Here is a 23,804-nt window from a genome sequence, read left to right on the forward strand (position 1 = left end):
GCTTACTGAAGTTCACTGAGCTCCAACCAGCGCATTTCCATTTCATCCAACTTGTCAGATAGTTCGTTTAGGCTTTTGCCCCAATTGGCAAAATCTTCTGCACTACCTTCTCCTTTGGCCATCAACTCTTCTAATTCCTTTTTCTGCTTACTTAGCTCAGGCATTTCTTTATCTAAGGTTTCAAGCTCTAACTTTTCCTTGTAGCTAAGCTTTTTTCCGTCATTTGACTTTTCTTTGATTGCCTCAGTTTTTACCACTTCCTTTTTAGGCTGTTTCCGATTATCCTGTTCTTTCTGTTTCTTTTCTAACCTATATTCAGAATAGTTACCATTGAATATCTTCACCTGATGATCTCCTTCAAAAAGAAATAGTTGTTCAGTCAAGCTATCCATAAAATACCTATCGTGAGAAACAATGATCAGGCAGCCCTGGAAACGCTCAAGGAAATCTTCCAGAATAGACAAGGTTTGCAAATCGAGGTCATTAGTAGGCTCATCTAAAATGAGAAAATTAGGATTTTTTATAAGAACTAATAGCAGTTGCAGCCTTCTCTTTTCCCCTCCACTTAATTTATAAACAAAATCATGTTGTTGCTTTGGTGGAAAGAGAAATCTATTTAGAAATTGAGAAGCCGTTATATCTGATCCATCAGGTAGTTTAAAATGATCAGCAATGGCTGATACAACATCAATCACTTTTTTAGACTCATCGAACTGAATCTCTTGCTGTTTGTAATAGCCAAATTCAGTGTTTTTACCTAAATCGATTTCGCCTGCATCTGCATCAATGTTACCAGTCAAAATATTAAGAAATGTACTTTTGCCAACGCCATTTTGACCAACAATACCTATCCTGTCACCCTTTTTAAAAATATAGCTGAAATTTTCAAAAAGTAAATTATCGCCAAACTGCTTTTTTATCTTATCCAGTTCAAGAATTTTACCCCCCATTCTTTTCTGAGACACTTCCAACTCTACCTGGTCTTTTTTGAGATTCTTTGAAGCTTTTGCTTTCAGATCATCAAAAGCATCCATTCGATATTTGGCCTTGGTACCACGTGCTTTCGGCATGCGTCTTACCCATTCCTGCTCCTTTTTCATCAGGCTTCTAGCCTTATCCACCTCAAGCTGCTCGTTGGACTCTCGCTCTTCTTTCTTAACTAAAAATTCAGAGTAGTTACCTTCATATTTATAAATACTGTTATTATCTATTTCCAGAATTCCGTTACAAACTCTATCAAGAAAATAACGATCATGTGTCACCATTAATAAGGTAATGTTCTGGGTAGATAAATACTTTTCTAACCACTCTATCACTTCAATATCTAAGTGGTTAGTTGGCTCATCTAATATCAAGAAGTCAGGATTAATAATTAACTGTGCAGCGAGGGCTACTCTCTTCTTCTGGCCTCCACTCATGTCTGATACCGCCTGATCAAAATCAGAAATACCTAATTGCCCAAGTATTTGCTGAATCTGGCTTTCATAATCCCAAAGCTGCAATGATTCCATTCTTTCTAATAAATGGGCAAATCGTGCTTGTTGCTTCTCGTCTTGATCAGGATTATTTACTAAATGTTCATACTCTTTTATAATCTGAAGTGCCTCATGCTCACTATTGAAAATAGCCTGTGTGGCATTAATCCCTTTAGGAAATTGTGGATTCTGAGGAAGAAAGCCTACTACAATATCGTTTCTGAAACTGAAATTACCACCATTGGGTGACTCCTCTCCCATCAATATTTTAAGCAAAGTAGATTTCCCTGATCCGTTAATACCCACTAAGGCAGTTTTATCGCCTTGAGCAAGGCCGAAAGATATATTTTCGAATAAGGTTTTATCGCCAAAATTTTTACTTAGGTTTTCTACGGAAAGGTAATTCATGTGATTTAATTTATTTACAGCGGCCACATGGAATGTCTTTTATCAGGCCTTTTTTGCCCTGGAATAGAATGAGCTTATTAAACTACATTCTATTGCATTTCACCTAAGACATTTCATGCTGCGAAATTAGTCTTAAAAATCAGGAAATAATAAGCCAATTGATCAATAGCCTGAAATTATTCTAAAAGGCCAACCAAATCACCATCAAAAGCTATTGTACCTTGCTCGTCCATTTCTCGCAACTTTGAAATAACTTCTTCCTTCGAGAATTTTAAGATACGATCACTGAGTGCTTTATATGTAAGAACTTCCTTTTCAAGTTCTTTAATAATAAGCTCTTCCAAAGATGCAGAATTGTTTTTGCCCTTATTCGCTAAGCAAATATCACAGACACCGCATACTTCATCCTTATCTTCACCAAAGTAAGCTAGCAGGCTTAGAGTTCTACATAGCTTATCATTTGTAAGATACTTTTGAACGGTTTCAAGTTTTTTCTTTTTAAGCGCCTTCCTCTCATTTAATCGCTTAATGTTGAGTGGTAATTTACTGGCATCATAACGCTCGTGCAGAAAAGTAATTTGTGGTGTATCAGTTTTAGGCGTGTAATCTACAATACCTTCTTTTGCTAAGTAAGCTAACTGTGTTTGAACCTGCTTTGCATTCAAATCAGCAAATTTACCTATCTCATGCTCATTTATAAACACTACTTGTTGATAAAGCTCACCGCCATATAGTCTCAATACCGCCTTAATCAGCTTTTCAAACTTCTCGTTAGCAATTTCAAAACTGTATAAAGCCTTAAAATCAATCTTAATATGCAAGCCTGATGGCCTGTAGAATTGTTCATTGAGCTGAATAAAACCTTCCTGCTCCAAAATCTTTACTCCTTGAAAGACTTCATATACTTCTAACTGGAAATGTTGGCTAAAAGCTTTTATATCAAAATCATAGCTCATAAACTCACCAGATCCTATGGCAATTTTAAAATAATTCGCCAGTGACTGATAAAGTCGCTTTAAGTAGTCAGCTTCAGGGTGGGCCATTTCAAGGCGCTTGTTCATGTCAGTAAAATCGCTCGAATGGTAAAGCGCCACTGCAAAAGCTTTGTTTTCATCACGTCCTGCTCTGCCAGCTTCCTGATAATAGGCTTCAAGGTTATCAGGCACTTCCCAATGGATTACCGTTCTTACATCAGGTTTATCTATCCCCATACCGAAGGCATTGGTAGCTACTACTATCCTTGTCTTATTTTCTATCCAAGCTGATTGTTTAGTATTTCTTTCTTCCTGACTGAGACCCGCATGGTAGAAATCAGCACTCAATCCTTTGCGCTGGAGCATCAGGGCTAAATCCTGAGTAGTTCTTCTGTTTTGTGCGTAAACAACAGAACTACCCGGTATCTTATTGAGAATCTCCAGAAGCTTATCTTCTTTATTTTCTACATTCCGAACAGAATAGGATAGATTATCTCTGGCAAAACTCTTTTGATATACCTTCCCATCCTCAAAATTGAGCTTTTCCTGGATATCAAGCCTAACCTCTTCTGTAGCTGTTGCAGTAAGCGCTATACAAATAACCTCAGGATAGTTTTCACGGAATTCAGCTATTTCCAAATAAGGCGGACGGAAATCATATCCCCATTGGCTGATGCAGTGTGCTTCATCGATGGCCAGGAGAGAAAGGTCCATCTTCTTAACTCTTTCCTGGAAAAGCTCGGTCTTTAATCTTTCAGGTGATAAGTAAAGAAATTTGTAAGCTCCATGCGCAGCATTATCAAGTAATATATCAATTTCCCTTTTGGTCATTCCCGAATAAATAGCAGCGGCTGGTATACCTCTTTTTTTGAGTTGATCTACTTGATCGCGCATTAAAGCTATTAAGGGAGAAATGACCAGACATAAGCCATCCATCATTAATGCGGGTACCTGAAAGCATATAGATTTCCCGCCACCGGTAGGTAACAGGGCTAATGTATCATTTCCCGCTAATACAGAATCAATTATATCTTCCTGTAAAGAACGAAAGGCATGATAACCCCAATATTTTTCAAGTACAGCTAATGCCTGCGGATTAGTCATTTAATTGTTACCAACTAGGAGTTTCTTTATTGAGAAATGCTGCAATACCTTTTTTACAATCTTCAGAATTACGAGCCATTGCATTTTGTTCAGCCGCATACTGCAAGCCTTCGTCTAAACCTTTTGACTGCACCTCGGCAATCATTTGTTTAGTAAACTGCATTGACTGACCGGAATTATTTTGAATCAATTCCTGAGCAAAATCATAAACATGCTGTTCCAACTTATCAGCATCTACCACTTCGTTAACCAATCCGAAATCCTTTGCCTGCTCAGCATTGTACAATCGGCCTGACAGTAGCAATTCTTTTGCTTTCCCCTCTCCCACTTTACGCAATAAAAACACTTTCACGATGGCAGGAATAAAACCTATCTTCACTTCTGTATAGCCAAATTTAGCTTCGGGTACAGTATAAGAGAAATCGCAAACTGTAGCCAAGCCACAGCCACCTGCTAAGGCATGACCTTGAATTTGTGCAATTACCACTTTTGGGTAGGTATAAATCATTCTAAACAATTCTTTCAAATGCATAGAATCTTCAAGGTTTTCTTCATATGTATTTTTCTGAAGTTGCTGAATGTAACCTAAATCGGCACCAGCGCAGAAGGCTTTACCTTCAGCTTGTAACACTATTACCTTTGCCTCGTCATTGGCCTCTAGTTGAGTAAAAGCTTCTTTAAGCTCTGCAACAAAGTCATAATTAAGTGCATTACGCTTATCCGGCCGGTTTAAAATTATATAACCAATTCTGTTTTCTACTTTAACTTTGGTAAAGTTCATTTGCTAAATTTTTAATTCAAAAGCACCCTCCTCAGGCACTACATAATAATTAATCTGTTTTTCTTCAAGTATGTTTTTCAAGCGTTGAATTTCATAATAATTATTGGAAGCATCTATTATAACATAACCAATTTCAAATTGATCAAATACTAAATCACATTTACTCCCTCGGTTTTCACTCATGATCAAATAATCAATCTTGGCTTTTTCATTTAACTGAAAGTTTTGCTTTACCTCTCCACTTATAACACCAATCACCAAATCATTCCATACAGTTAGAAAAATACCATTCCAGTCTCTAAAGATTTGTTGTTGATTTTTGGGATTGAAATCATCAGGATGAAAGTCGGCTATACCTGCTTGCAATTGTGAAGGATAGACATGAAAACGCAGCTTACTTTTATCTTCAATAAGCGCTGTATCAAGTTTTATATATTGACTAAACCCATTTCTAAGTGCGAAAGCTTTATCTCCTTTTGTAGCATATACAATAAATCTATTTTCACTTGCTCTCTTCAGATGTCTGTTGATTATAAGGAATGAGCAAAGAAAAATGGTTATAAAAGCGTATCTCCAATAAGTTATTTTCTGTGCAACGATAAATAAAGCAAAGAAAACTATTATAAGATAGATCAGCCAAGTCTCAAAAGTGATCATGTAAATTCCTTCAATTGTGCTGGCAGGAAAGCGCTCAAACATAAATATAAGCTGATTAACAGCCCAGATGAGCAAATCTATTATACTGCCGATCAGTTTCGCTAACCATTCCCACCAAGAGAAAGCGAGTAATAAAATGCTGCCATTAAGAATTAGAAAAGCCGCAGGTATTACTACTAAGTTTGAAATGAAAAAATAGGTAGGAAACTGATGAAAATACAAAATACCTAGTGGAGCTGTAGCTAATTGTGCAGCTATCGAAACAGCGGTTATCGCCCAAATCTTATCCAGCAATTTATTCCTTACTGCCAACAATTTATAAATCTTTGGCTGGAAGAAAACAATGCCAAAAACAGCTAAATATGAAAGTTGAAAGCCAACTGAGAACAATAGAAACGGGTTGAACAACAGCAACACAAAAGCTGAAGCCGCCAGAGTATTGTAAATATTAGTGTGCCTCTTAAAAGTTTGCCCCACAATGATAAAACTGAACATAGTGGCTGCTCTTAAAACAGAAGGCGATAAGCCTGTTATAAAGGCATAAGTCCATAAACCGATGATGCTGACAACTGCAAAAACAAATCTTCCTTTCTGTCTGTGCTTCCAGGGTTTGAAAAGGGCTGATATAATAAGGAAGATAATGCCTACATGTAAACCACTTACTGCCAAAACATGCATTGCTCCAGCTGAGGCATATGCACTTTTAATATCATCATCAAGCTCATCCTTTACTCCTATGGTGAGTGCTTTGGCAATAGCCAGCGACTGAGGATCATTGATATATTTACCAAGTAAATCACTTAGATAGGTACTGCTTCTGATAGATGCAGATATGAAAGGATTCCCATTCTCCTCCTTTAAAATAGTATAGTTATCAAGTGGAACATATTGCTGAAAATATATCTGAGAAAAACCCAGAAAACGTTTATAGTTAAATTCAAGAGGATTCTTAGGTCCTTCTAACACACTTAAACCAGAATTAATTAATAGCTCATCACCATAGAAAAGACTATCCGTTTTACGACCCTTCTGTAAATAGATAATGGCTTTAGAATGAAGTGCCATCCATACTGAATCTACTTTTACAGCATTAATCTGCACCCTAAAACTTTGTGTTTTCTCTGTTTCCTTTGCTTTGCTAATCAAGCTTGCCTTAAAGGCGGTGAGCTGCTCATAGTTATGATTTAGTAGATGTTGTTGACTATTTTTCTCAGATTGGAAGTAGGCATTTAAGTATCCTACACTACATGACATCACAAATGCCAGTACACCTAGCTGTAAAGATTGCTGAGTTTTAAAATACCTATTACGAAAAGCTGTTAAGGCAAAATAGGAAACAATGCTTAGTATAAATAAAAGTAAGAATATGCTATAGAGAGAGCTGACGAATGTACCGACAACTATGCCTATGGCTAGCCATAAGGTGAGGCGCACAAAAGCAAATCTATTCCAATAGGACTGCATAATTATGAATATACAACAATGCAGTTAAATAAGTAATAAGGTCTTTGCTTAAGCCGGATTTAGCTCCATAGTATAATGCATGATATTACACTCTTCAAATTGCTTTCCCACTTTTTTAAAGCCAAATTTCTCATAAAGTGAAACGGCTCCTAGTTGAGCATGCATGTAACGTTTTTTATCTGCTGATGCAGGATTATTGGCTATATCTTCTAAAACTGCATTGACTAAGGCATAGCCTACTCCTTTATTCCTATGACTTTTCAATACGGCAAAACGCTCCATTTTTACACCATTATCAGTATAACGCCACCTTGCCGTACCACAAGCAGTTCCTTCACTGTCTCTGGCTATAAAGTGGGTAGAAGTATCTTCAAATTCATCATACTCCTCTTCAGGCGCTACTTTCTGTTCTTTTACAAAAACTTCTTCGCGAATTTTAAATATCTCTTTTAGTTCATCTTGGGTCTGAACTACCTTAACCTTTATCATGATTTAGCTTCCTTTTCAGCGTCACTTTTATCGTAAGCATCAATAATTTGCTTCACTAATTTATGTCTCACTACATCCTCACCACTTAAATTAATAACTCCAATACCTTTAATATCTCTTAGAATACGGGTAGCCTCCACCAAGCCAGATTTTTGCTTTTTAGGTAAATCTACCTGACTCATATCTCCAGTAATGATAGCTTTTGAATTTGGCCCCATTCGCGTTAAGAACATCTTAATTTGCATGGGTGTAGTATTTTGGGCTTCATCGAGTAGAATAAAAGCATTGTGTAAAGTTCTACCACGCATATAAGCAAGAGGAGCAATCTCAATCACTCTGTTTTCCTGATAGTATTTTAGCTTTTCAGCGGGCACCATATCATCAAGCGCATCATAAATTGGACGAAGATAAGGATCAATCTTCTCTTTTAAGTCACCTGGCAAGAAACCTAAATTTTCACCTGCTTCCACCGCAGGTCTGGTAATGATGATTTTCTTGACTTCTTTATTCTTGAGTGCGCGAACCGCCATGGCTACAGAAATATAGGTTTTACCTGTACCTGCCGGCCCTATTGCGAAAACCAGATCATTTTTCTGAACTGACTTAACAAGCTTAATCTGGTTATTCGTTTTAGCCTTTATAGCAAAACCTCTGGTACCGAAAACAAGCGTTTCTTCAGCATCAACCATCATTTTCTTTTCGGTCTCTGCACTTTCATCGTTTAAGTACGACTTAACACTGTCTTCAGTAAGCTTACCAAATTTATGGTAATGATCTACAAGCGATTGAACAATTTGATTAATTCTGATTATTTCAGGCGAGCTACCCTGGATACGTATTTCATTACCTCGGGAAATGATTTTTGACTTTGGAAAAGCGGCCGATAATTCGTTTATATTTCTATTCTCAACCCCTAAAAAATCTACTAATGATACATTTTCTAATGTGATGACTTTTTCTACCAAATGCTTCTATTATTTAAATTTTCTGAATTTGTATGTACTAAATTTTCAGTAGTTTTGTTCTTAACAAATTTAACAATTATTCCGCTGTTTGTATGCCATTAGTCACTTTTCTATCAGATTTTGGTTGGCGCGACCACTATGTGGCGGCCGTAAAGGCGAAAATTCTGGCAGAGGACCCCAGCATCCATATCGTTGATATCAGTCATAACATCAAGAAGTTTGATATCATTCATGCAGCCCATGTTTTAAAATCTGTTTATCAAGATTTCCCGGAAGGGACTATCCATTTGGTGGCCATTAATCTGCAAAGTCAACCTAAAGAGGATTTGATTGCGATTGAATTAAATAAGCATATTTTTCTTGGAAGCAACAACGGTTTAATGAGCTTAATAAGTGAAAACGCTCCTTCTCAAAGCGTGAAACTATCCTTATCTGATTTTACGAATTTTGCAGCAAAAGATGTTTTGGCACCAGCAAGTGTAGCACTTGCAAAAGGGAAGAAGTTAGGGAAGCTGGGAGATAAACTAGAAGAAGCTGATCTTACAAGATTTATGCCTCTAAGGGTAAAAGCTAACCGTGAACTTATTCAAGGGCATGTTGTGCACGTTGATGATTATGGCAACCTGATTACCAACATCAGCAAGGTTGACTATGACATTTTAAGTAAGGACAAAAATGTACTTATTAAGTTTAGAAATTACGGCCTACCAAAAGTGCTCAACCATTACCATGATACAAAAGGTGGAGAGGCCTTTGCAATATTTAATGCTGAAGGCTTCCTTGAAATAGGTATAAAAGAAGGTAATGCTGCTGAATTACTTGGACTGGAATACAGCAGCATGGTAACTATCAAGTTTGATAGTTATTAGATCAATTACAATATTGTCTTATATAGTAATCTACACTTTCATCACCCATACCTTTTGCCTTTTGCCAGTCCGAGCAGGCAGCCTCATCATTTTCTAACTGATAATTAACATTACCTCTCAATTTAAAATAAGAAGCTTCATTATTATTCAACTCTATGGCTTTGTCCAAATCTTTCAGAGCAGGACTATAATTCTCTAGTATTGACTTTACATTACCTCTATAATAATAGGCTGAAGCATCTTTAGGATTGAGCTGAATTACTTTATCGTAGTCAGCCAGTGCTCCTTCCCAATCTTCAATTTCTTCTCTTAAAACAGCTCTGTTATAATAAGCATCCGTGTTATCAGGGTTCAGTTGAATGGCTTTTGAATAATCCTCCATAGCAGCTCTTACATTACCTGTATATAATTGTGCTTGTGCTCTATACAAGAAAATAGAAGGGTTGTTAGGTTCATTCTCAGCAGCCTGATTTAAATCCTGAATGGCCGTACCATAATCCTCCACTTCAAGATAAGCTCTTCCTCTTTTAAAATAAGAGTCGGCATTGGCTGCTCCACCTTGAATAGCTTTTTCAAAATAGGATATAGCACCAGGCCAATCTTCCATCTGATAATATGATTCTGCTTTAATCAGGAATAACTGAGGGTTGGCTTCACCTAAATCTTCAAGTGCATCCACATCATTTATTACACCTTCATAATCTTCTTTCTCATAAAGAGCTGTAGCTCTATTTTCATAAGCCCTGCTGTAGGAAGCATCCTGAGCTATTGCTTTGTTGTAATCTTCAATAGCAGCATCAATATTGCCAAGTAGTTGTTTAGCTTTACCTCTATTATTGTAGTAAATCGCTTCAGTAACTCCTCCATTGATAGCCGTATTATAATCTTCAATTGCCGATTGATAATTCTTCAATCTGAACTTGGTATCACCTCTATAGGCATAAGCTTCATAAAGCTTGGCATCTTGCTCAATTGCTTTGTTAAAATCTGCCAAAGCCTTTTGAAGATCTTTCAACTCATAATGACCAATACCCCTTTTGAAAAATAATAAGGTTTCAGTTGACCCTAGTTCTTCAGCCTTATTATAATCCTTAATGGCTTCTTCTAATTTAGACTCCTGATACAACAAATTTCCTCTATGGAAATAGGTAATCGCATGATCATCATTTAAAGCAACAGCCTGATTTAGATCATTTAAGGCCGGATCGAATGCTTCTAAGATATAGTAGGCATTACCTCGAGCATAAAACAAATCAGCAGAAGTATTTCCTCTTTGGAATGCCAAATCTAGCGTTCCAATAGCTTCTTCATACTTACCTAAATTAAACTGGCACAAGCCTAATCTTATATAAGTGTTTTCGTCTGTAATATTCAATACAATCACTTGGTCGTAGTCAGCAATTGCCTCTGTATATTTATTTAATTCATAATAAGCATTGGCCCTATTAAGCAATGCTTGTCCATACTCACTCTTTATTGCTAAGGATTTATTGTAATCCTCAATGGCTGCTTCAAATTGCTCTTGCAAAGCTTTTGCCTTACCTCTATTGTTATAAATCACTTCATCTTCAAAACCTTTAGCGATCGACTGATCATAAGCAGTAACTGCTCCTTTATAATCCTGCTGTCTGAATAGCACATTACCATACTGATAATAGGTTTCGGCCTGTGCTTGACCTCCTTTAACCGCTTGGCTCAAATATTGAGCAGCTGGCTCATATTGTTTCCCCTCATATAATGCATTCCCTAAGTGTTCTATCACTATAGGTTCAGTAGCTCCTTTTTCAACTGACTTTGATAAATCTTGCGCTGCTTGTTGCATATTTTTTAACTGAAAGAAGCTATTACCTCTATTGGCATACAATGCAGTTTCCTGAATACCTCCCTGCTCGGCTTTTTGATAAGCCTGAACAGCTTCACGATAAGCTTCCTTTTGGTAATGAATATTTCCTTTATAGAAATATAGTGTCGCATTATTAATTCCTCCAGCTATTGCCTCCTGCATTTTGGTCAACGCCTTATCATATTGTGAGGTCTGATAGTATGCAAGCCCCAGCATTTCAGAAACTGCAGGAGTAGATTCTGTTACTTTTTCCAGATCACTAATTGCTGCAGCATAATTCTCTTGTTGGTAATAAGCACTACCTCTATTGAGCAAGGCCTGTGCATAAGCAGGGTCTTTTTCAAGAGACTTTGAGTAATCTTGAATGGCTGCTGCATATTGTTCTTGACTAAATTTCGCTTTACCTCGATTATTGTAAAGCACTTTATCATCCATGCCTAATGTTGCGGATTGATCATAAGCAGTTACAGCCTCCGCAAATTGCTCTTGCTTGAACTTCAAGTTCGCCAGGTAATAGTAAACTTTAGCTTCTTTTGAACCCTTTTCTTTAGCTTTAGTCAAAGCAATAGTGGCACTTTCAGCATTCTTTAATTCATACTGAGAAATCCCTAGAGCTTCAAATAACATCAAAGATTGATTACCTAATTCCTGGGCTTTAATTAATTGATCTGCCGCAGGTCTAAATCTTTCAAGTTTGTAATACGACATTCCCAAAGCAGAGAGAACTTCTTCGCTACTCTCTCCACCTTGTAAAGCACTATTCAATGCACGAGATGCTTCATCATATTGTCCATTTTGATAAAGTGACAAGCCGAGCATGGCATAATTTTCCGAATTGTTTGCACCTTGTCTAATAGCATTTTGTAGGTTTTCAATTGCTTTGTCGTAAGACTTTGTCTCGTAGTAGGCTTTACCTAAACTCGCTAATAAGTTGGTCTCACGAACCCCTGCTTCTGCAGCTTTATTTAAATTTTCAATTGCGGCCTGCCACTGCTCTTTCGCCAATGACATCAAACCTTTGTAATAATACAGTTTACCATCAGCAGCACCCGCACTGAGTGCTCGCTCAATATTAATTGTAGCTTCTTCAGTATTACCAGTTTCATACAATAAGATTGCATATTGAGCAAAAACATTAGGACTTTGAGTGCCCGCGGCTATCGCTTTCTTTAGGTTATTTATAGCAGTTGGTTTATTGTCTGTTGCCAGATAAGCTTTTGCAGTATTAAGGAATAGAGAAGTATCCTGAATACCGAAAGAAGCTGCCCTTTCTAAATTGGAAATAGCTTCTTGATAAGCTTTAGCATTAAACTGTGCAGTACCCAAAAGCTGAAAGATTTCACCTGAATTAGCACCACGTTCAATGGCAGCTTTAAAATCTGCAACTGCCTTTGCCTCATTGCCCATCGCAAGATAAGCCTTACCTCTTAGCTCATATACTGCCTGGTCATTTATTCCTTTTGAAATAGCTGTATTAAAACTACCTATTGCATCTCTATAATTTTCAACTTGAAAATAAGCAAAACCTAAATTATAATGCTCCTGCCCTTTGGAATCTGCAGAAACAACCTTCTTAAAATCATCTATGGCAGGTTGCCATTTCTCAGTCTTGAAATAAGCGTTAGCCCTGTTTTCTAAGGCTTGTTGATAAGTCGGTTTTATTGCTAATGATTTATTAAAGTCATTTATGGCCTCTTCATATTTCTCCTGGAGAAAGTAGGCCTTTCCTCTATTATTGAAGAGCACCTCATCTTCCATTTTTTGAGCCACGGCCTTATCATAGGCAGCTATTGCTTCAGAGTACTGCTCTTTTTTAAAGTAGGCATTCCCTAAGTAATAGGCTGCTTCTGCTCCTTCATATGCTTTTTCTACTGCTTGCTTTAAACTTTCAATTGCCTGATCATTTTGATCTAATTCATAATGAGCGATACCTTTATAGGCATACCATTTTTTCTCATCTATTTTCTTGTCCTTACCCTGTTCAAAATCACTTACAGCTTTGGCGTAATCCTTTAGTTGATAATAGGCAATTGCCCTCGCACTGAAAGCCATTGCATCTGCTCTTATATTGATAGCTTTTGATAAGTATTCGATAGCTGATTGATAATTACCCTCATAGAATGCAGCCATTCCTGCTAATTTCCAAGGAGTTGCCTCTCTAGGGTTGCTACTAGCAAATGTAGCTAAGGCGGAAGAGGCTGACTTATAATCTTCTTTCGCAAACTGATATAAAGCTGAAAGTGCGTTAGTATTAACGTTAAGCTCACTGGTAAATTTAGAAAACCCTAAAGTTACAGCTGAAGCCTCATTCAATCTTGAACTGCCAATAATCAAGCTGCCATTAACACTACTCACATCAGGAACAACAAAACCTGCAGCCTTAGCTCCTGAAAATACAACTGAAATATGCTGCTTATTGCCGGGTATAGAGGCGAATGTACCAAAACCCTCTACAGTATAGGCTTCATTTGTCTTTATACTTTTCACTTGTCTCTCTTGAACATCCGTAGCCAAAATTTCCGCTAAACTTTCTCCTTGTTTTAAGGAGCCTTCCATTAGTGATGCTTTTTCGAAAGCCGTACTTAAATTATTATCTACCGTGAACTTTACAAGACCAGATATTTTATCCCAAGCATTAAAGGTACTTATATTATGAACAGAGCTATCCTTGGTGAAAACTTTAGCACTTGATGCACCCTTGAACAGTGAAGCATGAGATACTCCTGTTCCTTGAGCATCAATAATTAATGCCGTACCACTTTGTAATGGATTACCTCCACTATTGTAAGTCTGCACAAAATATGTACTTTTTTCTTGTGCCAATGAGATGCTTGAAACGATCAGCATCATTAAAAGCCCAGATATAAATAGAAGTCTCTTAAACATCAATCAAAGATTTAAATAACAGAGGGGAAATTATTGAAAATTTGCCGTTTATGGAAGAAACTTTCAGCTATTGTTAAGAAGTGTTATCTTCAAGGTTCATCCAAAGTAAAACATCATGAATAAAACCCACTACCTGATTTGCCTGGCCATCCTACTATTAAGTAGCTGTAAGCCAAGCAATGACACTAAGAAGACAGAAACGAATTATAAAGAGCAAGCAATAGAAAAAGGTCCTATAACGCTGGTCATTCATGGCGGAGCAGGAAATATAAATAGAGAGGCATTAGGCCCTGAGCGTGACTCACTTTACCGTGCTAAGTTAAAGGAAGCACTTGAAGTTGGCTATGATAAGTTGAGCAGAGGTGGTTCCGCTATGGATGCAGTGGTTGCAACTATTCAAACAATGGAAGCTTCTCCCCTCTTTAATGCCGGAGTTGGCGCGGTATTTACCAATGAAGGCAAGAATGAATTAGACGCTTCAGTAATGAATGGTAAAGATAAAATGGCCGGAGCAGTTGCTGGAGTTACCACTATCAAAAGTCCTATTGCTGCAGCAAAGGCCGTAATGGATAAAAGCCCTCATGTGATGATGGCCAGAGATGGTGCAGAGCAGTTTGCAAAGGAAATAGGTCTCGAAATGGTTGATCCGTCATACTTTTATACTGAAAGAAGGTTTAAAAGCCTTGAACGTGTGAGAGAAGCCGAGAGAAAAAAGGAGCTATCCTATCTAGAAAAATATCCTGATTGGAAATACGGAACGGTAGGCTGTGTAGCTTTGGATAAAGATGGTAACATTGCAGCAGGCACATCTACCGGAGGCATGACAAATAAAAAATATGGTCGTATAGGAGATTCACCTGTAATTGCAGCTGGCACTTATGCTGACAATGCAACCTGCGGAGTTTCTGCAACTGGGCATGGTGAGTTTTTTATTAGGAATGTTGTAGCTTATGATATTGCTGCCAAAATGAAGTATTTAAATTTAAATCTTGATGAAGCTGCCGATAAAGTGATTAACGAAGAATTAGTTGAATTCGGAGGTGATGGTGGCATTATTGCCTTGGATAGAGCTGGTAATATTAGCATGCCTTTTAATACAAGTGGCATGTTTAGAGGTTATAAGAACACTGCGGACGATACACGAGTTTTCATCTATAATGACGAAGAATAATGGACATTAAAATAGAGCCTTTTAAACCTGCATTTTTTGAGGAATTACTTTACTTAATGGACTTAAATATTCCATTATATTTTGCTCCCGAAGAAAAAGATGACTTTAGAAATTATTTAGAAAACGAGGTGGAAGATTATTATATCCTACTTGTTGATAACAAATTAGTGGGATGTGGTGGTATCAATTATGATGATAAAAATACTGCGGTAATTACCTGGGACATGCTTCATCCGGAATATCAAGGACAGGGTTTTGGTACTAAGCTTTTGTTATTCAAGCTTGATAAAATAAAGGAGAAGACAAATATTGAAAGAGTGATAGTTCGCACTTCACAAATGGCACACACCTTTTATGAAAAACAAGGTTTTAAGCTTTTAGAAACAAAAAAAGACTACTGGGCCCCAGGTTTTGACTTGTATTGGATGGAGTTGAATGTTTAAAGCAGATAATTTTTGAAACGAAAGAAGCCCGCAATTGCGGGCTTCTTTATTTTTAACCTAAACAAAACTATATGAGTAATTATAGTATGATTGTCTTTTTAGCAGTTCCGCTTATTACTTCTATGGTAAGCTCACCATTAACCTGAGCTACATCATAGTTTTGAACAAAGCTTACTAAATCTGCTACTGTATTGCTATAAAGAGCATTACCGTTTTGATCCTTAACGATCACTGTAACCGGACCTACTTCATTTTTCAATACCTTTAATTCTATCTTGTTATTCTCTAAAGTTCTGGCGGTAGCGTAGAAATTAACTTCTACTGAATTGATCTCTGATAAAGAAATCTTTTCTTCATAGGTATTCTTGCCTTCTTTAACTACAAAAGTAAACTCAGTACCGTTTAGCTTGCTCAAATTGTAAGGTCTTGTAAAACCTTCTGATTGCTGAATTTGCTCCTGAAAAATTGGAGTACCTTTCTCATCTAAAATCTTAACGATAACTTTCTCTTCAGAAGAAGGAATGAAAGTAAGGTGAGCCTTCTTATCAGTTACATTAGTTGTAACTTTTATTTTGGCTACTGCAGTTTTTTCTTCGTTTTCACCAGCTTTAGCAGTGAATACTGAACATACGATTAAGGCTGAAACTAATAATTTTTTCATTGTCGATAGATTGTTTTTGTTTATTGACGATGCAAAGATGAGCGACTATTTTCAGTTAATTGCAACAATTCAAATGATGTAATTATTAACAGATTTAATTGTAATGTAAGATTCCTATTGCATTTTTAACAAAACCATATCTTGTAAAGGGTATTAATTAAAATTGAAAACCAAATAATATTTTGATTAATAAGAAAATACAACTACTTCATTTAACACTTAAACAATGCTCATAATCTGCTATTTGCTTAAAGATTCAAAAAGTAGATAAAAAGACTCTCTTAACAATTACTTAACATTGGTATATAAAAAATCTGTTCTTCGCATTTTTTTATCCCTGAAAATCATGCCTTTACGCTGTAATTTTCTTTAACCTCACACTTTAACATCATAAGTGTGCGAATTCAACTTCCATAGTTTATCAAAAACTGAATGCACGGGAATTCAAAATCCTCCAAATTGGGTTAAAGAAAATAGCTTTTGTGTTATGATCTTTAAAGAACAAGAGGAACATAGCTATTATGAGCGTAAAAAATCAAAGCAACTCCTTAATGAATAGAAAAAAGCTATTTATTCTGGGAATAGGGATTATTGTGCTGTCATTACAATATTGTAAACCCGCCTTTACAAACACAAACAAAAATAAAGAGCCTTTGATATCATATAATAAAGACATTCAGCCTTTAATGCTGCAGCGATGTACGCCTTGCCATTTCCCGGAGCAAGGAAGAAAAGAGATGCTTAATACCTATGAAACTACTAAAACACACATCAATGATATCATCCATCGGATTCAACTACCAGAAGATGATAAAGAATTTATGCCTTTCAAAAGTAAGCGTGCACCGTTAAATAAAGAGGAAATAGAATTATTTAAATCCTGGCTAGTTCAAAATATGCCAGAATAATAGCTCACTCATGAGCAGGTAACTCGAACAAAGCTATTTTTACTATCAGCTAGTTAAACTTTTAACTATTAAAAAAACACTCTATCTTACCTACATAACTAATAGATTATGAGGAAGATATTATCGATTATCCTATGTACATTAATTTCACTTAATTGTCTAATTGCTCAAAAACCATCTGACCCTTTAGCGCATACTTATTCAATAGTAGCTAGAGATCCTGACACAGGTGAAATAGGTGTAGCAGTACAGAGCCACTGGTTTAGTGTAGGCACAGCCGTTTCATGGGCAGAAGCGGGAGTGGGTGCCGTAGCCACTCAATCATTTACAAATGTTTCCTTTGGACCGAAAGGACTAAGTTTAATGAAATCAGGACTTAATCCACAAAAAGCATTGGATATACTCTTAGCTAATGATGAGGGAAAGGATTATCGCCAGGTAGCGCTGATTAATGAGAAAGGAGAAGTAGCAACACATACAGGAGAAAAATGCATAGATTTTGCCAGTCATTTAAACGGTGAAAACTTCTCTGTGCAAGCCAATATGATGCTAAACAACACAGTTGTCTCGGCCATGGAAAAAGCATGGAAGATAAATGAAGGAGTACCTCTTGCAAAACGTATGCTTATAGTTTTAGAAGCCGCTCAAAACCAAGGAGGAGATATAAGAGGTAAACAATCCGCAGCACTTCTGGTAGTAGCTCCAAAATCAAGTGATGCCCCATGGGAAGATAGATTGGTCGATCTGAGAGTAGATGATCATGAAAATCCTTTACAAGAATTAGGAAGACTGCTTGATGTACATGAGGCCTATCAATATATGAATAAAGGTGATGTTCATGTTGAAAAGGGTGAAATGAAAGAAGCTATGCAAGCTTATAATAGCGCCATGAAAATATTTCCTGATAATTTGGAGATGCAATATTGGACAGCTATCACTTTAGCAAATGATGATAAAATTGAGCAAGCTGTTCATATGCTTCAAAGTATTTATACCAAAGATTCAAATTGGAGAGAACTTACTAAAAGACTCCCAAAAGTAGGTTTGCTTTCTGTAAATGAAAGTGAACTAAGTTTATTGCTTAAGTAATTAGCCACTTCAGAACAAAAACATATTAACACAAACCAAGTTTAAGCTATGTGCGTAGGCTAGGTCATAAATACTGTTTGACAATAATCAGCTTATCTTTCATTTTTTCCGCATGCGAATTGAATGAAAAAGATACTGAAATAAATATATCTCCTCAAGATACAACTGCTACTGTTATAAAGTTTTTAGCCTTAGGTGACTCATACACAGAGGGAACAGGAATTGAAGCAAGCGGCAACTGGCCTAATCAGTTAGTCAGAAGATTAAGATCTAAAGAATTTGTTGTGGACACATTAGCAATAATTGCACGAAGTGGACAAACCACCGGCAACCTCCTTAACGCTATTAGAAGTGCTGAAATTGGTGATTTCAATTTGGTGTCATTACAAATAGGCGTTAATAATCAATTCTTAGGCAGACCTTTTGAAACCTTTGAAGTAGAATTCAATCAGTTGCTGGATTCTGCCATCGAATATTCAGGAAGCTATCATCAGGTATTTGTTCTCTCCATTCCCGACTATGGCGTTACACCCTTTGGGGCCACAGAAAGTGAAACAATCGCGCAAGAAATTGATCAGTATAATGCTTATATAAAGACCGTTTGTGAGCAGCGTGAAATACTCTATATAGATGTGACCAGCATCTCCAGAGAATTAGGTGACGGTTCGCTGGCACTTGCCCCAGATGATCTTCATCCGAGCGCCTATCAATATAGTAAATGGGTTGACGCGATGATGCCTGATGTAATCAAGCTAGTTGAAAAATTGGAATGAATTGAATTCAAAAAAACCGAACACATTTATTTATAAAAGTATTCGGATTCATGTACCAATCGAGTAATTCTTAAGGATTAAGCCTTAGTATAGCATCTGCAATTTCTTGAGCAATTTCTTTCTTACCATCTTTAGAATTTAAGTAAAGGTCTGAATCAGCATTGGATACGTAACCAATATTGAAGAGCACTGGAGGACATTTTGCATTTTTTAGCACATAATAACCACTCGAATAGGCTGGTCGGATATTTTTACCAACTCCATTAAATTCTTCCGTTAACAACTGAGCAAACCGCTTAGAGGCTGCCTCAAACTCACCCAAATCATTATAAATTGGAACAAGCATATCTTCCATTTTGTCTTCATGCCTTTCTACATGTAGAGAGATGAACATATCAGCATCTTCTGACATAGCAATACGCTCAGCAAGCGACTTCATTTCATCAGCTTTACGTGTTAATACAATATCCACTTCCTTAGAATTTTCAAAAAGAATTGCTAATTCCTGAGCCACATCTAATACGATATCCTTTTCATCTTGCCCAGAAGAGTGAGTGCCAGCATCTCTTCCTCCATGTCCAGGATCAATCACTACTTTTAGTTTACGTTTTTTAGTGTCAGAATTTTTATTTGCTTCCTGAACTAGTTCTGACTTAAATGCAAAATCATGTATAAATGGCAAAGGATCGACATGACCTTGGTTGGCATCAATTACCTCATAATGTAAGTGTGGACCAAATGAAGCTCCACTATTACCTGAAAGCGCGATAACTTCTCCCCTATTCACTTTATCCCCCTTCTTAACTTTAATTTGAGACAAATGGGCAAAGGCTGTCTGATAAGTTCCATTGTGATCAATGATAACTTTTAAGCCATAATCACCAATTTTTGCAGCTTCAATGACTTCACCATTAGCAGTTGCCAAAACAGCATTTCCTACTGGTGTTCTAAAATCAACTCCTTGATGATGTTTTTGTACTTTAAGTTTAGGATGAATTCTAGGTCCAAAGGCAGAAGTCAGTTTGACCTTTTCAGTGTTTCTTAAGGGCAGTATTGATGGTATATAGTTATCGGAAACCGTTTCATCAGTTAGAAGAGCCTCCATATCTGGATTTAAAATTTCCAGTGCTTCTATTTTTTCATTATGAGAAAAGAAAACTGTAAGCAATAAAAGTACGGGCAAACTAAATGAATAGACCCAAAGAGATGTTTTTTTGTTAGCATTCATCATTTTTATTCTGTTTTTAAGGGTTAAAAAATTAAAGTGATTAACAATGGCAACTGAGAGCGAGCCTGAGCTTTGATGGTACAAGGTTTCCATGTAATCCACTGTATCTACTTCTTTTTCTAATACATAAGCATCTGCCTGAAATTCATGAAGCTCAATGAGAAGTTTTCTAAACAGGTATAGGAAAGGATTGAACCATAAAAGAGTTATTAAAACCTCCATAATGAGCCTATCAACAGAATGGTATTTCTTCACATGTGCACACTCATGAGTTAATATTTGTTGAAAGGCTTCAGCCTTAAAAAGATTAGATGGTATATAAACATCTTTAAAAAAACTAAATGGCACTTTATAAGGACTTTTATGCAAGAAGTACCAGCTTTCATGTACTGTAATAGATTTTTTCTTTATTCGTAGAATTTGGTAGTAATTCATTAAAAGCTTAGTCACTAAAACCAGACTAATGATTGGAATAACCCAAAATAAAAAGGATACCAAAGAGATAGATTTTTCTGATTTTGTGGTAATTGGTATTAAATGCTTTGCTTCAAAAGTGCTTTCAATCTCTGTAAAAAAATATTCCGCCTTCTCATGGGGAAGTATCTGAATTTGCTCGGATAAATTTGGAAGGCTAATCAGCGGCACAGTAAAACTAAACAACAGAACTGTCAAAACGAATATCCTGTTAAGCGCATGTCTCCCACTTTTATGTAAAAAGAATTTATAGAGGAGAAATGCCAAGCCTTGTATACCAATAACTTTGATCAGATAAATCAATAACTCATTCATGACTTTTTCTTTTCAATTTCCTGATCAATTAAACTTCTGATTTCCTTCAGTTCCTCAACTGAAAGCTCCTTTTGTGCAGCAAAAAACGAAGCGAATTTTCGAATAGAATTATCAAAAAAGCTACTCATAAAGCCCTTCATTGATTGCTTGGTATAAGCCTCTTTGTTTATTAATGGATAATAGTGCTTGGCTTTACCATGTAGATCGAAACCAATAAAGCCCTTTTTTACCAAGACATTTACTACAGTACTTATTGTAGTGTAAGCCGGCTTAGGTTCTTCATAAGCCTCTACTATATCCTTTAGATATGCTTTCGATAACGTCCAAAGATGCTGCATCAGCTGCTCTTCTGCCTTTGTTAATTCTTTCATACTTCAAACATATTACTATTTTTATAGTAATACAACTATTTTATTAATTTCATTACTATAAAAATAGTAATAACTAAATTAAATTATTGCAGTAAGTATAAAAGTCGTTTTATATATTTAAGCTGTCACTCAAATAACATCAGATTTGTCGAACGCAAAAATCAAAGAATCATTCTTATGAAAATCATTTCATCAATTGCACTTATTGCTACATTAATTTTTAGTATAAGTTGCAATTCCAAAAAGGAGATCAAGCAAGAACAAGAAATAAGCTTTAATCAAGAACTTGCTGATGAACTCGCTCAAATGGGAACTATAGATCAAATAGCAGCTTATATTCCAAAGGGTAAATACAAAGCTTATAGTCAAAATGAATGGCAAGCATTTAAGGACAGCGTATTTACAAATAATAAAAGGAGAGCCAATGAAATTTTTAAACAACATGGCTTTCCAGGTTATGATTTAGTGGGTAAAGATGGCGAAAGAGATTTTTGGCTAATTGTGCAGCATAGTGATTTTGATCCGGATTTCCAGAAGGAAGTATTAAAAGCTATGAAACCTAAAGTAGAAAACAACAATGCAAAATCTTCGCACTATGCACTTCTGACAGATAGAGTAAATCTAAATACTGGAAATAAGCAAATTTATGGTACTCAGGTGGCTTATGATTTGCAAACAGGACAGGTATATCCAAAACCACTGAAAGATAGTGCTCGAGTTAATAAAAGAAGAAAATCAGTAGGACTTGAACCACTCGAAATCTACCTTAATAATATGTCTCAAATGCACTTTGAAATGAACAAGGAAAATTATATTAAAAAAGGCATTAATGAACCTTATTTGTATAAACTACCATCTGATAATTAACCTTTAATTCTATGGTGAAATGAGAATCATAATTGCATTTTCAACTTTATTCTTGCTAATAAAAGTTTGCTCTGCACAAGAAATTCAATGGAACCAGGATCATTCCATAGGACTAGTTCCTGCCAAAAATTGGAAAAAAGATTCGGATCCTAACAAATTCAGATTTGAATTAAAGTCGCTACTGGCAAATCCTCCTTTTAAAGGAAGTATTGAGATAATAACTGCTCCATCCAGAAATAAATCTCTTAACGAATTATGGGAAATCTATGTCACTGAAGACTTTCCAAAAGTTATAAATGGATTTGCCAAGATAGATGAAGGTGTTTCTGTAGTTGCTAGTAAAAATGCCAATTGGATTGAGTTTTATACAACTGATTACAACATCCTGTTTCAAATGTTAACCGTTTGTTTTGTTAATGATAATACACTTTTCATCATCACATGTACTTCAGTTCCCAAACATCATGACAAAGTAGAGGATGAATTTTGGCAAATGATAGAAACTATTACTTTGAAATAGGTTTTGTTAGAAGATAATGACAATAAAAAATTATATCCCATTCACCAATAACCCAAGAAAGCTTTTACTTATTGATGCAGCCGGTGCACTCCTATCTTCATTTTTACTTGCTTTTGTACTCGTAAAGTTTGAGTCTTTTTTTGGCATTCCTAAAAACACGCTTTTCATATTAGCTACCATACCCATATTTTTTGCTCTCTTTGACATAAGCAGTTTCGTTACAAATATTTTACCTATTAAAACCTATTTAAAATCAATAGCTCTATTTAACGTAGGCTACTGCTTCTTGTCTCTTGGTTTTGCAATCTATCATGCGGATGTCATTACCCTATTTGGTTGGGTTTACATTGTCTCAGAAGTATTAATTGTATTGGTGCTGGCAAGATTGGAATTTAAGCTTTCTCAAATTCAAAATTCTTAAATAAGCCTATAAACCGATATATTAGCGCAAAGCGTAAAAATGATAGCAGTATTAACAGGAGACATTATCAATTCCAAGAAAGCAGAGGCCTCCAAATGGTTAGAGCAACTAAAGAAAGTATTAAACAAATACGGATCGAACCCAGAAAGGTGGGAAATTTATAGAGGAGATAGCTTTCAGCTGGCGCTGGCACCAAAAGAGGCACTTTGGGCAGCGCTACATATAAAAGCAGCTATCAAGCAAAATAAGCAATTGGATGTGCGCATTGCTATCGGACTGGGAGATGATAAACATCAGGCAGCAAAAATTTCAGAAGCAAACGGATCAGCTTACGTTCGTTCCGGTGAACAATTTGAAGCACTGAAAAAGCAAAACCTGGCAATCAATTCGGCAGATGAGCATTTAAATACCATCTTAAACCTCATGCTAAAATTGGCTTTACTCACCTTCAATAAATGGAGTGCTACTGTGGCTTCAATAATTTGTACAATCATTGAAAACCCTAAGTATAATCAAACCGATATTGCTAATTTGCTCAACAGAACACAAAGTAGTATTAGTGAAGGACTAATCCGAGGAGGCTATAATGAGCTAGTAGTTCTTAACTTATATTACAGAAACGAAATTTTAAAAAGATCTCATTAAATC

At 36.2% G+C, this 23,804-nt stretch carries 20 protein-coding genes; 10 read left to right on the forward strand and 10 right to left on the reverse strand.

Translation table 11 applies throughout. The features are described 5' to 3' along the window. Nucleotides 1-2 precede the first annotated feature (2 nt). The 6 genes from abc-f to JKP34_RS13180 form a co-directional block, all read right to left on the reverse strand. Complete coding sequence (gene abc-f, locus JKP34_RS13155; RefSeq protein ID WP_201922266.1) at nt 3-1,883, reverse strand: ribosomal protection-like ABC-F family protein; 1,881 nt, start codon at nt 1,881-1,883, stop codon at nt 3-5. Between the two features lie 176 nt (nt 1,884-2,059). Further along, on the reverse strand, nt 2,060-3,961 hold the full coding sequence (locus JKP34_RS13160; protein WP_201922269.1) for a RecQ family ATP-dependent DNA helicase: 1,902 nt from the start codon (nt 3,959-3,961) through the stop codon (nt 2,060-2,062). Between the two features lie 7 nt (nt 3,962-3,968). Next, the gene (locus JKP34_RS13165; RefSeq protein WP_201922272.1) at nt 3,969-4,742 is read right to left on the reverse strand and encodes an enoyl-CoA hydratase/isomerase family protein; all 774 of its coding nucleotides are present in this window, start codon (nt 4,740-4,742) and stop codon (nt 3,969-3,971) included. Nucleotides 4,743-4,745: 3 nt separating this feature from the next. Next, on the reverse strand, nt 4,746-6,863 hold the full coding sequence (locus JKP34_RS13170; protein WP_201922275.1) for a ComEC/Rec2 family competence protein: 2,118 nt from the start codon (nt 6,861-6,863) through the stop codon (nt 4,746-4,748). A 48-nt stretch (nt 6,864-6,911) separates the two neighbouring features. After that, nucleotides 6,912-7,352 (reverse strand): GNAT family N-acetyltransferase, encoded by a 441-nt coding sequence (locus tag JKP34_RS13175; RefSeq protein WP_201922279.1) that lies wholly within the window; start codon nt 7,350-7,352, stop codon nt 6,912-6,914. Then, the gene (locus JKP34_RS13180; protein ID WP_201922282.1) at nt 7,349-8,317 is read right to left on the reverse strand and encodes a PhoH family protein; all 969 of its coding nucleotides are present in this window, start codon (nt 8,315-8,317) and stop codon (nt 7,349-7,351) included. Before JKP34_RS13180 ends, JKP34_RS13175 begins: the two co-directional genes overlap by 4 nt. A 92-nt stretch (nt 8,318-8,409) precedes the next feature. Between JKP34_RS13180 and JKP34_RS13185 the strand changes: the two genes are divergently transcribed. Beyond that, complete coding sequence (locus JKP34_RS13185) at nt 8,410-9,186, forward strand: SAM hydrolase/SAM-dependent halogenase family protein (protein WP_201922285.1); 777 nt, start codon at nt 8,410-8,412, stop codon at nt 9,184-9,186. Nucleotide 9,187: 1 nt separating this feature from the next. Here JKP34_RS13185 and JKP34_RS13190 read toward each other — a convergent pair whose 3' ends face one another. Continuing rightward, a complete protein-coding gene (locus JKP34_RS13190) occupies nt 9,188-13,915 on the reverse strand; it encodes a tetratricopeptide repeat protein (protein WP_201922288.1) in 4,728 nt (1,575 codons plus the stop codon). Between the two features lie 115 nt (nt 13,916-14,030). On the opposite strand from JKP34_RS13190, the gene JKP34_RS13195 reads away from it, so the two are divergent. Together JKP34_RS13195 and JKP34_RS13200 are read left to right on the forward strand one after the other, a co-directional pair. Further along, nucleotides 14,031-15,086, forward strand: coding sequence for an isoaspartyl peptidase/L-asparaginase family protein (locus JKP34_RS13195; RefSeq protein WP_201922291.1), 1,056 nt, complete (start codon nt 14,031-14,033; stop codon nt 15,084-15,086). Further along, complete coding sequence (locus JKP34_RS13200) at nt 15,086-15,529, forward strand: GNAT family N-acetyltransferase (RefSeq protein ID WP_201922293.1); 444 nt, start codon at nt 15,086-15,088, stop codon at nt 15,527-15,529. Before JKP34_RS13195 ends, JKP34_RS13200 begins: the two co-directional genes overlap by 1 nt. Before the next feature lie 79 nt (nt 15,530-15,608). Here the strand turns inward: JKP34_RS13200 and JKP34_RS13205 are convergent, their stop codons facing one another. Continuing rightward, complete coding sequence (locus JKP34_RS13205; RefSeq protein ID WP_201922295.1) at nt 15,609-16,190, reverse strand: hypothetical protein; 582 nt, start codon at nt 16,188-16,190, stop codon at nt 15,609-15,611. A 551-nt stretch (nt 16,191-16,741) separates the two neighbouring features. Here JKP34_RS13205 and JKP34_RS13210 point away from each other — a divergent pair. From JKP34_RS13210 to JKP34_RS13220, 3 genes are all read left to right on the forward strand, one after another. Beyond that, on the forward strand, nt 16,742-17,098 hold the full coding sequence (locus JKP34_RS13210; protein WP_201922298.1) for a hypothetical protein: 357 nt from the start codon (nt 16,742-16,744) through the stop codon (nt 17,096-17,098). A gap of 108 nt (nt 17,099-17,206) precedes the next feature. Then, nucleotides 17,207-18,187, forward strand: coding sequence for a DUF1028 domain-containing protein (locus JKP34_RS13215; protein WP_201922300.1), 981 nt, complete (start codon nt 17,207-17,209; stop codon nt 18,185-18,187). A 77-nt stretch (nt 18,188-18,264) separates the two neighbouring features. Beyond that, nucleotides 18,265-18,960: an SGNH/GDSL hydrolase family protein gene (locus JKP34_RS13220; RefSeq protein WP_201922304.1), complete on the forward strand. Its 696-nt coding sequence runs from the start codon at nt 18,265-18,267 to the stop codon at nt 18,958-18,960. A gap of 70 nt (nt 18,961-19,030) precedes the next feature. On the opposite strand, the gene JKP34_RS13225 is transcribed toward JKP34_RS13220, so the two are convergent. Both JKP34_RS13225 and JKP34_RS13230 read right to left on the reverse strand, forming a co-directional pair. Next, nucleotides 19,031-20,977 carry an N-acetylmuramoyl-L-alanine amidase gene (locus JKP34_RS13225; protein ID WP_201922306.1) on the reverse strand — a complete coding sequence of 649 codons (1,947 nt, stop codon included), beginning with the start codon at nt 20,975-20,977 and terminating at the stop codon, nt 19,031-19,033. Continuing rightward, nucleotides 20,974-21,348 (reverse strand): BlaI/MecI/CopY family transcriptional regulator, encoded by a 375-nt coding sequence (locus JKP34_RS13230; RefSeq protein WP_201922309.1) that lies wholly within the window; start codon nt 21,346-21,348, stop codon nt 20,974-20,976. The genes JKP34_RS13225 and JKP34_RS13230 overlap by 4 nt, the downstream gene beginning before the upstream one ends. A gap of 177 nt (nt 21,349-21,525) precedes the next feature. On the opposite strand from JKP34_RS13230, the gene JKP34_RS13235 reads away from it, so the two are divergent. From JKP34_RS13235 to JKP34_RS13250, 4 genes are read left to right on the forward strand one after another with little or no spacing between them, the layout of a single operon-like run. Beyond that, on the forward strand, nt 21,526-22,215 hold the full coding sequence (locus JKP34_RS13235) for a DUF6624 domain-containing protein (protein WP_201922312.1): 690 nt from the start codon (nt 21,526-21,528) through the stop codon (nt 22,213-22,215). Between the two features lie 19 nt (nt 22,216-22,234). Continuing rightward, nucleotides 22,235-22,735 (forward strand): hypothetical protein, encoded by a 501-nt coding sequence (locus JKP34_RS13240; RefSeq protein ID WP_201922316.1) that lies wholly within the window; start codon nt 22,235-22,237, stop codon nt 22,733-22,735. A 16-nt stretch (nt 22,736-22,751) separates the two neighbouring features. Beyond that, on the forward strand, nt 22,752-23,156 hold the full coding sequence (locus JKP34_RS13245; RefSeq protein ID WP_201922320.1) for a hypothetical protein: 405 nt from the start codon (nt 22,752-22,754) through the stop codon (nt 23,154-23,156). A 39-nt stretch (nt 23,157-23,195) separates the two neighbouring features. Next, nucleotides 23,196-23,801: a SatD family protein gene (locus JKP34_RS13250; protein ID WP_201922322.1), complete on the forward strand. Its 606-nt coding sequence runs from the start codon at nt 23,196-23,198 to the stop codon at nt 23,799-23,801. The last annotated feature ends 3 nt before the right edge of the window (nt 23,802-23,804 follow it).

It is taken from the genome of Marivirga atlantica (assembly GCF_016734805.1).
Classification (GTDB): Bacteria; Bacteroidota; Bacteroidia; order Cytophagales; family Cyclobacteriaceae; genus Marivirga; species Marivirga atlantica.

Bases quoted from the DNA above. Each gene is read 5' to 3' on its own strand.
- abc-f (WP_201922266.1), bottom strand. From the start codon at position 1,883: ATGAATTACCTTTCCGTAGAAAACCTAAGTAAAAATTTTGGCGATAAA.
- JKP34_RS13160 (WP_201922269.1), bottom strand. From the start codon at position 3,961: ATGACTAATCCGCAGGCATTAGCTGTACTTGAAAAATATTGGGGTTAT.
- JKP34_RS13165 (WP_201922272.1), bottom strand. From the start codon at position 4,742: ATGAACTTTACCAAAGTTAAAGTAGAAAACAGAATTGGTTATATAATT.
- JKP34_RS13170 (WP_201922275.1), bottom strand. From the start codon at position 6,863: ATGCAGTCCTATTGGAATAGATTTGCTTTTGTGCGCCTCACCTTATGG.
- JKP34_RS13175 (WP_201922279.1), bottom strand. From the start codon at position 7,352: ATGATAAAGGTTAAGGTAGTTCAGACCCAAGATGAACTAAAAGAGATA.
- JKP34_RS13185 (WP_201922285.1), top strand. From the start codon at position 8,410: ATGCCATTAGTCACTTTTCTATCAGATTTTGGTTGGCGCGACCACTAT.
- JKP34_RS13190 (WP_201922288.1), bottom strand. From the start codon at position 13,915: ATGTTTAAGAGACTTCTATTTATATCTGGGCTTTTAATGATGCTGATC.
- JKP34_RS13195 (WP_201922291.1), top strand. From the start codon at position 14,031: ATGAATAAAACCCACTACCTGATTTGCCTGGCCATCCTACTATTAAGT.
- JKP34_RS13200 (WP_201922293.1), top strand. From the start codon at position 15,086: ATGGACATTAAAATAGAGCCTTTTAAACCTGCATTTTTTGAGGAATTA.
- JKP34_RS13205 (WP_201922295.1), bottom strand. From the start codon at position 16,190: ATGAAAAAATTATTAGTTTCAGCCTTAATCGTATGTTCAGTATTCACT.
- JKP34_RS13210 (WP_201922298.1), top strand. From the start codon at position 16,742: ATGAATAGAAAAAAGCTATTTATTCTGGGAATAGGGATTATTGTGCTG.
- JKP34_RS13215 (WP_201922300.1), top strand. From the start codon at position 17,207: ATGAGGAAGATATTATCGATTATCCTATGTACATTAATTTCACTTAAT.
- JKP34_RS13225 (WP_201922306.1), bottom strand. From the start codon at position 20,977: ATGAATGAGTTATTGATTTATCTGATCAAAGTTATTGGTATACAAGGC.
- JKP34_RS13230 (WP_201922309.1), bottom strand. From the start codon at position 21,348: ATGAAAGAATTAACAAAGGCAGAAGAGCAGCTGATGCAGCATCTTTGG.
- JKP34_RS13235 (WP_201922312.1), top strand. From the start codon at position 21,526: ATGAAAATCATTTCATCAATTGCACTTATTGCTACATTAATTTTTAGT.
- JKP34_RS13240 (WP_201922316.1), top strand. From the start codon at position 22,235: ATGAGAATCATAATTGCATTTTCAACTTTATTCTTGCTAATAAAAGTT.
- JKP34_RS13245 (WP_201922320.1), top strand. From the start codon at position 22,752: ATGACAATAAAAAATTATATCCCATTCACCAATAACCCAAGAAAGCTT.
- JKP34_RS13250 (WP_201922322.1), top strand. From the start codon at position 23,196: ATGATAGCAGTATTAACAGGAGACATTATCAATTCCAAGAAAGCAGAG.